This window comes from Pseudomonas sp. B1-22, from assembly GCF_050474425.1.
Lineage (GTDB): Bacteria > Pseudomonadota > Gammaproteobacteria > Pseudomonadales > Pseudomonadaceae > Pseudomonas.
Genome location: NZ_JBCHVH010000001.1, coordinates 275,598 through 287,720, shown reverse-complemented (window position 1 = coordinate 287,720; position 12,123 = coordinate 275,598). Strand labels below are relative to the sequence as shown.

14 protein-coding genes are annotated in these 12,123 nt (G+C 62.3%); 5 read left to right on the top strand and 9 right to left on the bottom strand.

Annotated features, from left to right (window positions below):
- Window positions 1-81 precede the first annotated feature (81 nt).
- The 6 genes from ACQ5BL_RS01335 to ACQ5BL_RS01310 all read right to left on the bottom strand — a co-directional run bounded on the left by ACQ5BL_RS01335 (window position 82) and on the right by ACQ5BL_RS01310 (window position 3,968).
- Complete coding sequence (locus ACQ5BL_RS01335; RefSeq protein ID WP_430292763.1) at window positions 82-711, bottom strand: C40 family peptidase; 630 nt, start codon at window positions 709-711, stop codon at window positions 82-84.
- A 69-nt stretch (window positions 712-780) separates the two neighbouring features.
- Window positions 781-1,545, bottom strand: coding sequence for an NAD-dependent deacylase (locus tag ACQ5BL_RS01330; RefSeq protein ID WP_243805801.1), 765 nt, complete (start codon window positions 1,543-1,545; stop codon window positions 781-783).
- 28 nt (window positions 1,546-1,573) lie between these two features.
- The gene (locus tag ACQ5BL_RS01325; protein WP_243805803.1) at window positions 1,574-2,245 is read right to left on the bottom strand and encodes a DNA-3-methyladenine glycosylase I; all 672 of its coding nucleotides are present in this window, start codon (window positions 2,243-2,245) and stop codon (window positions 1,574-1,576) included.
- Window positions 2,246-2,265: 20 nt separating this feature from the next.
- The gene (gene ttcA / locus ACQ5BL_RS01320) at window positions 2,266-3,093 is read right to left on the bottom strand and encodes a tRNA 2-thiocytidine(32) synthetase TtcA (protein ID WP_243805805.1); all 828 of its coding nucleotides are present in this window, start codon (window positions 3,091-3,093) and stop codon (window positions 2,266-2,268) included.
- Between the two features lie 193 nt (window positions 3,094-3,286).
- Window positions 3,287-3,610: an XRE family transcriptional regulator gene (locus tag ACQ5BL_RS01315; RefSeq protein ID WP_033940084.1), complete on the bottom strand. Its 324-nt coding sequence runs from the start codon at window positions 3,608-3,610 to the stop codon at window positions 3,287-3,289.
- Window positions 3,603-3,968, bottom strand: coding sequence for a type II toxin-antitoxin system RelE/ParE family toxin (locus ACQ5BL_RS01310; RefSeq protein WP_243805807.1), 366 nt, complete (start codon window positions 3,966-3,968; stop codon window positions 3,603-3,605). Before ACQ5BL_RS01310 ends, ACQ5BL_RS01315 begins: the two co-directional genes overlap by 8 nt.
- Window positions 3,969-4,307: 339 nt before the next feature.
- On the opposite strand from ACQ5BL_RS01310, the gene ACQ5BL_RS01305 reads away from it, so the two are divergent.
- The 3 genes from ACQ5BL_RS01305 (at window position 4,308) to ACQ5BL_RS01295 (ending at window position 6,328) form a co-directional block, all read left to right on the top strand.
- Window positions 4,308-4,904, top strand: coding sequence for a DNA-J related domain-containing protein (locus tag ACQ5BL_RS01305; RefSeq protein WP_243805809.1), 597 nt, complete (start codon window positions 4,308-4,310; stop codon window positions 4,902-4,904).
- Between the two features lie 160 nt (window positions 4,905-5,064).
- Window positions 5,065-5,661: a Yip1 family protein gene (locus ACQ5BL_RS01300; RefSeq protein WP_207885098.1), complete on the top strand. Its 597-nt coding sequence runs from the start codon at window positions 5,065-5,067 to the stop codon at window positions 5,659-5,661.
- A 169-nt stretch (window positions 5,662-5,830) separates the two neighbouring features.
- Window positions 5,831-6,328, top strand: a complete 498-nt coding sequence (locus ACQ5BL_RS01295; RefSeq protein ID WP_243805811.1) for a SprT family zinc-dependent metalloprotease — start codon at window positions 5,831-5,833, stop codon at window positions 6,326-6,328.
- Window positions 6,329-6,334: 6 nt separating this feature from the next.
- Here the strand turns inward: ACQ5BL_RS01295 and ACQ5BL_RS01290 are convergent, their stop codons facing one another.
- Together ACQ5BL_RS01290 and ACQ5BL_RS01285 are read right to left on the bottom strand one after the other, a co-directional pair.
- Window positions 6,335-7,516 (bottom strand): CaiB/BaiF CoA transferase family protein, encoded by a 1,182-nt coding sequence (locus ACQ5BL_RS01290; RefSeq protein WP_243805813.1) that lies wholly within the window; start codon window positions 7,514-7,516, stop codon window positions 6,335-6,337.
- Between the two features lie 42 nt (window positions 7,517-7,558).
- A complete protein-coding gene (locus tag ACQ5BL_RS01285) occupies window positions 7,559-8,698 on the bottom strand; it encodes an acyl-CoA dehydrogenase family protein (protein ID WP_243805815.1) in 1,140 nt (379 codons plus the stop codon).
- A gap of 145 nt (window positions 8,699-8,843) precedes the next feature.
- Between ACQ5BL_RS01285 and ACQ5BL_RS01280 the strand changes: the two genes are divergently transcribed.
- Window positions 8,844-9,308 (top strand): GNAT family N-acetyltransferase, encoded by a 465-nt coding sequence (locus tag ACQ5BL_RS01280; RefSeq protein WP_207885102.1) that lies wholly within the window; start codon window positions 8,844-8,846, stop codon window positions 9,306-9,308.
- Between the two features lie 195 nt (window positions 9,309-9,503).
- On the opposite strand, the gene ACQ5BL_RS01275 is transcribed toward ACQ5BL_RS01280, so the two are convergent.
- Window positions 9,504-10,820 (bottom strand): OprO/OprP family phosphate-selective porin, encoded by a 1,317-nt coding sequence (locus tag ACQ5BL_RS01275; protein ID WP_207885103.1) that lies wholly within the window; start codon window positions 10,818-10,820, stop codon window positions 9,504-9,506.
- Window positions 10,821-11,118: 298 nt separating this feature from the next.
- Between ACQ5BL_RS01275 and ACQ5BL_RS01270 the strand changes: the two genes are divergently transcribed.
- The gene (locus ACQ5BL_RS01270) at window positions 11,119-12,033 is read left to right on the top strand and encodes a VTT domain-containing protein (RefSeq protein WP_243805817.1); all 915 of its coding nucleotides are present in this window, start codon (window positions 11,119-11,121) and stop codon (window positions 12,031-12,033) included.
- Window positions 12,034-12,123 lie beyond the last annotated feature (90 nt).

Sequence of the window (12,123 nt, the reverse complement as noted above, 5' to 3'; positions counted from 1 at the left end):
GTGATGGCATCCCTGCTAAGGAATGCCATCACTTTGCACCGGCAGTGACTTGAACGCAATACTTAAAGTAATACTTTAAGTTTAGCGAGTCACCGTCTTGGGCTCGTAACCCGGTTCGAGTACGCGCTTGGCTTCCATGTAGCTCAGGCGCCAGTAGCTCTCGTCCAGGCTGTCCACCCGCACACCACCGCCACGGCGGCTGGCGGAGTGGATGAACTGACCATCACCGATATAGATACCGGCATGGCTCACCCGACCGCGACCACGATTGTTGAAGAAGATCAGGTCGCCCGGCTGCAGGTCTTCTTTCGAGACCAGCGGGACGTCCATGGTGATCAACTCACGCGTGGAGCGCGGAAGGTTGATGCCTGCTTCCTCGCGGAACAAATAGCCCACGAAGCCGCTGCAATCGAAACCAGTTCGTTCCGATTTCCCACCGAAGCGATACGGAGTACCGATCAGCGAGAACGCGCGATCCAGGATGTCGGATACGTGCGTGGTCGAACTGCCGTTATAGTTTTTGGCCCCCTCGTTCTGCGACTCATCCGCCTGCGTGACCTTATTCTGGTCAATCTGGAGAAAAGCGGCTCGGCTGGTCGGCGCTACGGCTGCCTGGCTTTGCTGCGATTCCGGCGAATGGCTGGCACAAGCTGCCAGCAACAGAACGAAACTCATGGGCACGAGGGGTGCGAAGCGTTTAAGCATGGGCACGACCGTGTCTCATTAGTTCCATTTAATAGCGGGCTAATTTGCCCGCTCAATCGGCTCAATGCAAGTTTTTTATCGCGGAATGTGACTCAGCAGGCGCGGCATAATGTCTAAGGCTCGACCCACCATTCTTTCTTCGACCACTGAACTCAGGTCAGTCAGGCCCGGATTCACCTCGGCGGTGAAGCCTCCCGCCTCCCGTGTGCGCAGCACCGGCTCGATGATGTAGGGGAAGCTCGCAGTGGTCCCCACCAGCAGTACGGCATCGAATCCCTTGCGCAATTGCGCGTAGAGCGTGTCGATCGCAGCCTCCGGCAGCATCTCCTCGAACAGCACCACCGGCGGGCGCAGCACGCCTGCGCAGCGCGCGCATTTCGGCGGCAGCGGGCCGTCCAGATGCCCGGCCAACTCGGCGCACTCCAATCCGCACGACTGGCAGTACAACGGCGCCAACTCGCCATGAATCTCGATCAGCCGCTCAGGGGGCGAGCCGGCACGACGGTGGAAACCATCGATATTCTGCGTCAGTACCCAGCACTCGGGCTTGAGCCGTTGCAGTTCGGCGATAGCGTCGTGGCCGGCGTTGGGCTGCGCATTCAGGCAGGCCTTGCCCAGTTCCGCCAGGTACTTCCAGCACAGCGCCGGGTTGTCACGCAGCATCGGTCCGGAAAGCGCCGCCTCAATGGGCAGTCCCTCTGCCGTGCGACCGTTGTAGAGGCCCCCGAGCCCCCGATAGGTGGGCATGCCGGAATCGGCGGAGAGCCCGGCACCAGTGATCACCAGAATGCGTTCGGCGCGGGCAAGTGCTGCGCCGGTGCGTTCGATGGCCGATTCCATGCGCTCTCCTCCGCGGCCGGGCCGCGCGTCAGTGGTTGACCGTGTGCGCCAGCATCACCGAGAGCTGGCACAGCGGCCGTCCGCTCTGTTCGTGCCACTGGTTGAAGGCCGCCTGCACCAGCGCCAGGTCTTTCTGGCTGGTGGGCGCCTTGTCGATGATTTCCTGCGCCTTGAGCGCGGCGACCATGTCGTCGGTGGGGATGAAGGTATCCTTGCCGGCCATCCGCAGGAAGCGTGGTGCCGATAGTCCGCCCAACTGGTTGCCGCGTTTTGACAGCAGTTTCCACAAGCCAACGATATCGGTCACCGGCCAGTCCGCCAGCAGCTTGCCGAAACTGCCGTACTCGCGGGCGATATCCAGGACCATCTGCGCATTGCGCGGCACGCTCTTGAGCTTGCCCAGGTGGCGGATCAGCCGGGCGTCCTGCATCAGGTTTTCCAGGCGCTCGCCGCCCATCAGCACGACCTTCTCCGGATCGAAGCCGAAGAAGACTTCCTCGAAAGCCGGCCATTTGGCATCCACCAGGCTGTGCTTGAGGCCCGCGCGGAAGATGCGCAGGCTGATCAGCGACAGGTAGCGATCATCGCTGACCGCCGCCAGCTCGGCCGCGGACTTGGCTTGAGGCAGACGGGCCTCCAGGGCTTCGACCGAGCCGAAACGGTTCAGGCAGTATTCGTACAGCCACGGGTAATCGCGCATCGGGCGTCCTTGCGGAGGTCTTACAGATTCATCACATCGAGGAAGCGCGGGGTGGCGGTCTCGTCGATGCGCAGGCTGTTGAAGTCGAACAGGTTGCGGTCGGCCAGTTGCGACGGCACCACATTCTGCAGCGCGCGGAACATGATCTCGGTGCGGCCCGGCGACTTGCGCTCCCAGTCCAGCAGCATTTCCTTGACCACCTGGCGCTGCAGGTTTTCCTGCGAACCGCACAGGTTGCACGGGATGATCGGGAACTCCTTGAGCACCGAGTAGGCTTCGATGTCTTTCTCGTTGCAGTACGCCAAGGGGCGGATCACCACGTTGCGGCCGTCGTCGGACAGCAGCTTGGGCGGCATGGCCTTGAGGGTGCCGCCGTAGAACATATTAAGGAAGAAGGTTTCCAGGATGTCGTCGCGGTGGTGCCCCAGCGCCATCTTGGTCGCGCCGATCTCGTCGGCGTAGGTATAGAGGGTGCCACGGCGCAGACGCGAACACAGCGAGCAGGTGGTCTTGCCCTCCGGGACCTTCTCCTTCACCACCGAGTAGGTGTCCTTCTCGATGATGTGGTATTGCACGCCGATGGACTCCAGATAGGCCGGCAGCACGTGCTCGGGGAAGCCGGGCTGCTTCTGGTCCATGTTCACCGCGACGATCTCGAACTGGATCGGCGCCACCTTCTGCAGGTACAGCAGGATGTCCAGCAGGGTGTAGCTGTCCTTGCCGCCGGACAGGCAGACCATCACCTTGTCGCCATCCTCGATCATGTTGAAGTCGGTGACCGCTTCGCCAACCTGGCGGCGCAGGCGTTTCTGCAGTTTGTTCTGGTTGACCGAAAGGGTGCTGGCCATGGTGCTCTGGAATCCGAAGGGCAAGACGAAAAGCCGGTTATTTTACCAGTAATCGCCATTAACGGCGGTGTCAAAGAATGGGTTCAAATCCCCGCCCCAAATGCAAACGATAAGCCCCTGATTTTCCTAGCGAACTTCAGGAGCTCTTTCGTTACAGCGTCAGAATGCCGAAGAACTGTCGAAACGACTCGCCTTAGGCGCCCGCCTCTTCAATATCCCCAAAATTGCTGATCTTCACCGCGCCATCCGGGAAACGTGCAATCACTTCCAACTGACCGCCCATGGCTTCGATGTGGCTGCGCAAGGTGGAAATGTACATATCCGTACGCCGCTCCATCTTGGCAATAGCGGGCTGCTGCACGTGCAGCACTTCAGACAGCATCTTCTGCGATAAGCCCCGAGCCTGGCGCAACTCATTCAGCGGCATTTCAGCCAGCAGTTCCTGGGCCTTGGCCTCGACGCGGGCTTGTGCCTCAGGCGACATTTGCGCCCGAAGGTCGGAGAATTTCTTAGCCATCGATCAGTCCCTCCTCACGGAGCTGGTGCAAGTGTTCGTCATAGAGGCGGTCGGCAATGGGTACGTTCAATTCGTACCAACGATCATCGCCAGTCTTGTCGCCACCGATCAGCAGTATCGCCGAGCGTCTGGGATCAAACGCGTAAAGCGTTCGGAAAGGTCGCCCGCCATGTTGAGTCCGTAGCTCTCTCATATGCCCATGACGGGAGCCATTGATACCGCTGCTGTAGGGGTGCCCCAAGGATGGACCTCGCTCCTCAAGCAGGCGAACAGTCACAGCCAGAGACTCCTGCTCAGCCTCGGACAGGGAACCCCACCAATCACCGAACTCGTCGGTGTACTCGATATCCCACGCCACAAAATATAACCTCCATGGAATATTCCATCAAAGGAATCCTACTGAAAGTGACCGTTTCCCGACAACGGACCGAAGCGCACGGGGTCCTGAAGACGATCCGGGGCAAGGTGAACGCACCAGGACCAGCGAGGTAGCCCCCTTCCACGTGTCGAAAAAGTGTCGAAATCACTCGCCAATACAGGCCGGCATAGCACAGAACGTAGCCCGCCCTCTCCTCTCCAGCCTCAGTGCTGCCCAGCCTTGGCCATTCATGACCATTAACGAGAACAGGCCAGCAGTTCTACGCGCAAAGCGACGCGTACCCCAGCCCCTCTATCGGGCCACTGCTAATCTGACAACATGACTCCCGACCTCAACCCCAGCCTCGACCTCGCCGACCAGCTCCTCGAGCTGCTGCGCAAAGCGCCTGACGGGCTCTCCGAATTCCAGCTGATCCAGCAACTGAAGGCGCGGCACTCCACGCATGTTCCGAACCTTCCGCTGATCGACAAGCTGGTGCTGTTCCGCACCCACTTCCTGGTGTTCAACGCGCTCTATCGCCTGCGTGACCGGCTGTGGGAAGAGAACGCCGCGCATCTTGAGATCGGCCCGCTGCAGATCCGCCTCTCGCCTTATATAAGCGGGGTGCAGGCTCTCGGTGAGCAGGATGCCCTGCGTGCCTATTACCTCGATGAAAAACACCTGAAGGAAACCACCGAGCGCGACGTGGAGAAGCTGCTGGAAAGCTTCTGGACGCGCATGCAGGGCAACGAGGAAAAGGCCGCCGCGCTGGCCCTCTTCGAGCTGGAAGACGGCCTGGTGGACTATGCGCTGATCAAGCTGCGCTACCGCCAGCTGGTCAGCCAGCACCATCCGGACCGGGGCGGCAGCACCACGCGACTGCAATCGATCAACAAGGCGATGGAAATTCTGGAGCGCTATTACAGCCGCCCGTGAAACTTCCATTTGCTCTAAACCCACGGACGACGAGGCCTTTAGCCCTCCCTATACTGCGACTTAAGGTCGCATAGGTCGGCCGAGCACCGGATGACGCTGGCTACGCGTCTCCGGCGCTTCGCTGGGGGGCGACCTTCTATAAGAAGAGGAGAATGCTGACATGATCCATCATGTGTGGGGGCTCTTCACCCATCCCGATCAGGAATGGCAGGAAATCCGTGGCGAGGAAGAATCCATCAGCCACATGTACCTGACCCACGTCCTGATCCTCGCTGCCATCCCGGTCATTTCCGCCTACATCGGCACCACGCAGGTCGGCTGGGTATTGGGCAATGCAGGACCGGTCAAGCTCACGGCCGCCAGTGCGATGCAGCTGACCATCATGACCTATATCGCCATGCTCGCCGGCGTCGCCGTGATGGGCGCCTTCATCCACTGGATGGCACGGACCTATGACGCCGCGCCCTCGATGACCCAGTGCGTGGTATTTGCCGCGTACACCGCTACCCCGCTGTTCATCGGCGGATTGGCGGCGCTCTATCCGCACCTGTGGCTGGGCATGATCATCGGCACCGCCGCGATCTGCTACACCGTCTACCTGCTCTACGTCGGCATCCCGACCTTCATGAACATTCCCAAGGATGAAGGTTTCCTGTTCTCCAGCTCGGTGCTGGCGGTGGGACTGGTGGTGCTGGTGGCGATGATCGCCCTGTCGGTGATCCTCTGGGGCAGCGGCGTTGGCCCGGAATACACCTGATCCTGACCACGAAATGAACGACCGGGCCCCAGTGGCCCGGTTTTCTTTTGCGCGCTTGCCTGAAACTCGCCTGGCTTGCCTGAACCTGCACCCCGGACGAGCGGCCACGAGAAATGCTCCACCCGCGCTTCGACTGCGGCATAATCTGCCCCCGTCGGAGAACCACTGTATGCCTGAACAGCTCAACGCTCGCGTCGAAGCCTGCTACCAGCAGGCCGAAGCCTTCTTCCAGCGGCGCTTTCCCCGCCCGGAAGTGAGCTTCCGGCTACGCGGCCAGAAGGCCGGCGTCGCCCACCTCGATGAGAACCTGCTGCGCTTCAACCCGCAGCTATACCGGGAAAACCGCGACCATTTCCTGCAACAGACCGTGGCCCACGAAGTGGCCCACCTGATCGCCCACCAGATGTTCGGCCCGCGCATCCGCCCGCACGGCGAGGAGTGGCAACTGATCATGCGCGGCATCTATGGGCTGCCGCCGGACCGCTGCCACACCTACGAGATCAAGCGCCGTCGCGCCACCCGCTATCTCTACCGCTGCCACTGCGGCGAGGGCAACGAATTCCCCTTCTCCGCCCAGCGCCACAACCTGGTCACCCAGGGCCGCCGCTATTACTGCCGGCGTTGCCGCGCGACGCTGATCTTCACCGGCGAAACCCGCCGCGAGTGATGCCGCTCAGGCGATGACTTTCGCCGCCTTCAGCGCCTCGACCTGCTCGGCCGAGTAGCCCAGCTCCGCCATCACCTCGACCGTGTGCGCGCCCAATGCGACACCGATATGGCGCGGCTCGGGCAGGCCGGCGGAGAAGTGGATCGGACAGGCGATCTGCCGCTGCTCGCCACCCTTGCCATTAGGAACGCCGGTAACCACGCCGCGTTCGCGCAGTTGTGGATGCTCGACGGCCTCGGACAACGACAGCATCGGCTCGACGCAGGCGTCCAGCACGGCAAAGCGTTCCTGCCACTCGCTGAAATCGTGCTTCTCGAACTCGATGGCGATCTCACGCTTGAGCGCCCGCTGATCCTCCGGCTTGGGCGACAGCCCGCGTGCGGCTAGCTCCGGGCGGCCGATGGCGGCACAGAACTGCTGCATGAACTGCGGCTCCAGGCTGCCCACCGAAAACCAGCGGCCATCGCGGGTGCGGTAGTAGTCGTAGAAGCTGCCGCCGTTGAGTGCGAGGCCTTCCATCTCCGGCTCCACACCCGCTGCGAGGAAGCCCGCGCCGGCCATGCCATGCAGGCTGAAGGCGCAGTCAGTCATGCTCACGTCGACCTGCTGCCCCTCTCCCGTCTGCTGGCGGTGGATAACCGCGGCCAGCAAACCCATCACGCCATGCAGCGACCCGCCGCCGATGTCCGCCAACTGCACGCCCAGCGGCAGCGGGCCGGTGTCGCGGCGGCCGGTGTAGCTGGCGACGCCGGCCAGGGCCAGGTAGTTGATGTCGTGCCCGGCGCGATCACGGAACGGGCCGGTCTGGCCATAGCCGGTGATCGACACGTAGATCAGCTTCGGGTTGATCGCCCTGAGCGCCTCGTAGCCCACGCCCAGCTTGTCCATCACACCGGGGCGGAACTGCTCCAGCACGATGTCGTATTCCTGCACCAGTTGCTTCACCACCTCCACCGCCTGGGGCTGCTTGAGGTCCAGGCCGATGGAACGCTTGTTGCGGTTGAGGTAGGCGTGGCTGGCGGAGGTGCCGTCCGCGTGCGGCGGCAGCACACGCACCAGATCCATGCGCGTGGGCGACTCCACCCGCAGCACCTGGGCACCCATGTCGGCCAGCAGCAGCGAGGCGAACGGCCCCGGCAGCAGGGTGGAGAAATCGAGGATCTTCAGTGAGGCGAGCGGGCCGTTCATGGGCACTCCTGTTTCGCTCAATCGATGCGTGGGCGCCGCGCCTCAGAGCTTCATGCCGCGGCTGATGATCTCTTTCATGATCTCCGAAGTACCGGCGAAGATGCGCTGAATACGCGCGTTCGCGTACATCTTGCAGATCGGATACTCCCACATGTAACCCCAGCCACCATGCAGTTGCACGCCCTCATCGACCACCTTGCACAACAGCTCGGTGGTGAATAGCTTGGCCTCGGCGGCGACTTCGGGGGTGAGCTTCTTCTGGTTGTGGTCCATCACGCAGCGGTCGGTGAAGACCTGTGCCACGTCGATCTGCGTGCGCATCTCGGCGAGCTTGAAGCGGGTGTTCTGGAAGTGCGCGACCGGACGGTCGAAGGCCTTGCGCTCCTTCACATAGTCGATGGTCGCGTTCAGCGCCGCCTCGGCGCCAGCCACCGCGCCACAGGCGTTGGTCAGGCGCTCCTGGGCGAGCATGTTCATCAGGTAGAAGAAGCCGCCCTTGGCGTCGCCCAGCAGATTTTCCTTCGGCACTTTGACGTTGTTGAAGAACAGCTCGGCGGTGTCCTGGCTCTTCATGCCCAGCTTCTTCAGGTTGCGCCCGCGCTCGAAGCCTTCCATGCCGCGCTCGACCACGAACAGGCCCATGGCATGCTTGTTCGAAGGGTCGGTCTTCGCCGCGACTATCACCAGGTCCGCCAGCAGGCCATTGGAGATGAACACCTTGGAGCCGTTGAGGACGAAGTGGTCGCCCTTGTCCACTGCCGTGGTGCGCATCCCGGCGAGATCGGAGCCGGCCGACGGCTCGGTCATCGCCACCGCCAGGATGCTCTCGCCACGGATGATGCCCGGCAGCCAGCGGGCCCTCTGCTCGGCGTTGCCGTACTCGGCAATGTAGGGACCGCACAGCGCCGAGTGCAGCGGGATCATAAAGCCCGGCTCGTTGATAGCGGCCAGTTCCTCACACATGATCTGTTCGTAGCGGAAATCCTTCAGCGCGGTTCCGCCGTACTCCTCCTCCGCCCAGGGCAACAGGAAGCCCATCTCCCCTGCCTTGCGCCAGACGCTGCGGTCCACCACACCGGCCTCCTCCCATTCTTCCTGGTGGGGCACCACTTCCTTGTCGAGGAAGGATCGGAACGCATCGCGGAACAGGTTGTGCTCGGTCTCGAAGTGATTGCGCAGCATGGTCGACTCCCGGTGGGTTGAGTGCCCGCAGGGTAGGTGCTGGCCGCGCGCGGCCTCAATGACGCGAGCGCTCAGGGTCGATTGACGCAATCGGCCAGGGAATGCGAGGGTGAAACCTCCGATAGCCGCAGCGGAGAGCTCCCGCATGCAGATTCGCCCTTTCCAGCCGGAGGACATCCCACTGTACGAAAGCTGGTTCGACGACCCGCTGCTCGACGCACAATTGGGCCCGATGGATCGGTACTGGCTGGAACAGGTACTCGCCGATGCGGACAAGGCTCAATACAGCATTCTGCGTGGCGGCCTGCTGGTCGCGGTGGTGGGGGTTTGCCTGCCCACCCCGGCGCGTCCGTACTACTTCGTCACCGACCTCGCCGTGCGCCCGGCATTACGCGGCTCAGGCATCGGGCGCGCGGTAATGACGCTGGTGATGAGCCGGCCGGAACTGCAGGGCAGTCCCCTGTGGCGGGCCAGCGTGAAGCCGGACAATCCGGCAGCGCTGGCATTCCTCCTCAAGCTGGGCTGGACGCGGCTGGAAATGGGCAATCCGTTCGATGAGCTGCTTGAGTTCGAATTCTGCCGACGACCAGCGGGACCTTTGCTCCGCTGATCCAGCAAGGGCGTAGGAGCGGACTCCGTCCGCGATGATTTCACCTTCTACGTGAGGCGAGCCAATCGCGGATAAATCCGCTCCTACAACAGTCGGCGGTTTGGCGTTCATACGGAAGCAACTTCCTGGTTCCCATAAAAAAACCCCCGCCGAGGCGGGGGTTCACACAAAGGAGTCAACGGTACTGCGTAGTGCTTAGAACACGTATTGCAGACGGGTCACGACGCCGTTGCCGTCATCGTCGCCGTTGGCGTTGCGGATGCCGTCGGTGGTGACGTGAACGTAGTCGAGGGAGACCTTCACCGCTTCGTTGGCGTACCAGTTCACACCAACGGTGTTGGTGCTGGCCTTGGTATCGCCCACGTCGCGGGTAGCGGTGGCCACGACCACGTTCGGGTCATCGACCTTGATGTGGTCGTAACGGTAGAAGACTTCCCAGGCACCGAGCTGCTTGTCAGCCGGCTTGATGGTGTCGAACTTGGCGCCATCGAGCTTGTATCCGCGGGATTCGCCGGTGATGGTGTACGCCAGTTGGCCGTAGTAACCGTCAGCCTTGATGTCCTGGTAGGCATTGGCATCGGCTTTCAACTTGCGGTCGACGTATTCGGCCTGAGCGGAGAACGGGCCGAAGGCGTAGGCCAGTTCAGCACCCCAGGTGGAGTCGTCCTTGTAGGAACCAGCCGGGCTCAGGGTAGCGCCGCCGAAGGTCGCGCGGTTGCCGTTGTCGCCGGCATCGTTACCGCCGTTGGTGGCCACGCCACGCATGCCCAGACGCGGACGGATGCGGGAGTCGAAGGCGGTGTCGTTCAGGTCGCGGTAGGCGTAGTCCAGACCGACGTGCAGGACATTGCCGTCGGTGTTCATCGGAGCGAACACGCCACGGAAGTTGAACTGCTTGACGCTGTCGCCGTCGGTGTCGTCGGCGTCCTTGGCGAACACGCCGGCATCGACGTAGGCCATGTTGGCAATCACACCGCCCACCTGGGCACCCATACCGTCCTGGTGGGTGTTGATCCAGTCAGCAATTTCGTAAGCGGAAGTACGCTCGGTGGCGGTAACCCACTTGGAGCTGGTGGCTTTTTCCAGGCCGAAGTCGGGGTCGAAACGACCGAACTTCAGAGTGACCGGAGCGAAGCCGATGTAGCTGAAGGAAGCTTCGTCGAAGTAACCGTTGTCAGCGTTACCCGAGTTGTGGGACATGTCGTAGTTGATCTGGTATTTCCAGTCGCGGTACATGGTGCCGCCCAGTTCCAGGTAGGCACGACGGAAGTACGCGGCGTCAGCCTCGTTGCCGTTCTTGGTGTAGAAACCATCGAAACGGCTGTAATCCGCTTGCAGACGGCCACCCAGCTTGAAGCTGAACTCTTTGTCGGTGGTGCCGACCTCAAGGCCGCCCTTGGTCTTGATAACGATATCGGCGCCATCGGTGGTGACTGTGCCTGCGAAAGCCTGGGCGGAAACGGCCAGTGCCAGGGCAGTGGCGGCGTAACCGGCGAAGTGCTTACGGATCATCGAAGATTCCCCTTAATGGTATTTAGCGTTGAACACGCCGAGTGCCTGGCTGCTGCGCGGCCCCCAAGGTCACGCACAGGCCGTCTGGCGGCCCCCGTTTGTGTTGCTGGGAATCTTGGCGAGGGGTTATTTCAGATCAGTTGCTCGTAGATAAAACTTTTATTACAAAGGAACTTTTGATTTCTTTGAGTCATATAGCTCCCAACCCTTGTCCGACCGGGCTGCGGACGCTTTCCGGCAGCCACTTTGGCGGTATGCTTCCTCCTTCATCTGAAAGACCTTGCCTTCAGGCGCCCCCATGCACGAACTGCAACCCCTGATCCAGCAGCACGGCCTTTCCCTGCTGTTCCTCAACGTCCTGCTGGAACAGCTCGGTTTGCCGATTCCCGCCTACCCGGCCCTGATCGTCGCTGGCGCCCTGGCCCTGCAAGGCAGCGGCGTGCCGCTGGGCGAAGCGCTGGCAGTAGCGGTCATCGCCTGCCTGATCGCCGACTGCATCTGGTACTTCGCCGGCCGGCACTACGGCGGCTTCATGCTGCGCAGCGTGTGCAAGGTCTCGCTGTCACCGGACAGCTGCATCCGCCAGAGCCAGAGCCTGTATCTGCGCATTGGCCCACGCGCGCTGCTGATCTCGCGCTTTCTCCCCGGCGCCAGCGCGCTGACCACCACCATGGCCGGCATGACCGGCACCCGTCTGCCTCGCTTCCTCGGCTATGACTGCGCCGGGGCCGCGCTCTGGGCCGGTTCGGCGTTGATGATCGGCAGCATCTTCAGCGATGCAGTGGATTATGTGCTCGGCTGGCTCAGCCAATACGCCAGCCTCGGCGCCGCACTGCTTTTCGGCGCCTTCGCCCTGTTCATCGCCTGGAAGCTCTGGCAGCGCTACAGCCTGCTGCGGCGCACCTCGCGGATTCCGCGCATCAGCGTCGACGAACTGCGCGCCCGCCTGAACGCCGAACAGCCGCCGCTGGTCCTCGACGTGCGTGCGCAGTTCGACAGCGAAGCGATCCCCGGCTCCATTCCCTTCGGTCTCGACGCGCCGCTGGACCAATTGAGTGGCAGCCTGGAGGGCAAGGATGTGGTGATCTACTGCGCCTGCCCCCACGAACTCTCCGCCGCCATGCTCGCCGAACGGCTGCAGGCGTCCGGGCATCCGCGCGCATGGGCGCTGTCGGGTGGGTTGGATGCATGGCATGCGCAGGGGCCGGATTAATCCGCGAAGCGATCGGTAGCCGTCCGCGATAGTCGGAGTGCCGGGAGGGTTCACGGATAAGATCCGCTCCTACGAAGAGCCTTGCGCGGG

Excerpts from the sequence above, each read along its gene's own strand:
- ACQ5BL_RS01330 (WP_243805801.1), bottom strand. The coding sequence starts at position 1,545 with ATGGAATCGGCCATCGAACGCACCGGCGCAGCACTTGCCCGCGCCGAA.
- ACQ5BL_RS01325 (WP_243805803.1), bottom strand. The coding sequence starts at position 2,245 with ATGCGCGATTACCCGTGGCTGTACGAATACTGCCTGAACCGTTTCGGC.
- ttcA (WP_243805805.1), bottom strand. The coding sequence starts at position 3,093 with ATGGCCAGCACCCTTTCGGTCAACCAGAACAAACTGCAGAAACGCCTG.
- ACQ5BL_RS01315 (WP_033940084.1), bottom strand. The coding sequence starts at position 3,610 with ATGGCTAAGAAATTCTCCGACCTTCGGGCGCAAATGTCGCCTGAGGCA.
- ACQ5BL_RS01305 (WP_243805809.1), top strand. The coding sequence starts at position 4,308 with ATGACTCCCGACCTCAACCCCAGCCTCGACCTCGCCGACCAGCTCCTC.
- ACQ5BL_RS01300 (WP_207885098.1), top strand. The coding sequence starts at position 5,065 with ATGATCCATCATGTGTGGGGGCTCTTCACCCATCCCGATCAGGAATGG.
- ACQ5BL_RS01295 (WP_243805811.1), top strand. The coding sequence starts at position 5,831 with ATGCCTGAACAGCTCAACGCTCGCGTCGAAGCCTGCTACCAGCAGGCC.
- ACQ5BL_RS01290 (WP_243805813.1), bottom strand. The coding sequence starts at position 7,516 with ATGAACGGCCCGCTCGCCTCACTGAAGATCCTCGATTTCTCCACCCTG.
- ACQ5BL_RS01285 (WP_243805815.1), bottom strand. The coding sequence starts at position 8,698 with ATGCTGCGCAATCACTTCGAGACCGAGCACAACCTGTTCCGCGATGCG.
- ACQ5BL_RS01280 (WP_207885102.1), top strand. The coding sequence starts at position 8,844 with ATGCAGATTCGCCCTTTCCAGCCGGAGGACATCCCACTGTACGAAAGC.
- ACQ5BL_RS01275 (WP_207885103.1), bottom strand. The coding sequence starts at position 10,820 with ATGATCCGTAAGCACTTCGCCGGTTACGCCGCCACTGCCCTGGCACTG.
- ACQ5BL_RS01270 (WP_243805817.1), top strand. The coding sequence starts at position 11,119 with ATGCACGAACTGCAACCCCTGATCCAGCAGCACGGCCTTTCCCTGCTG.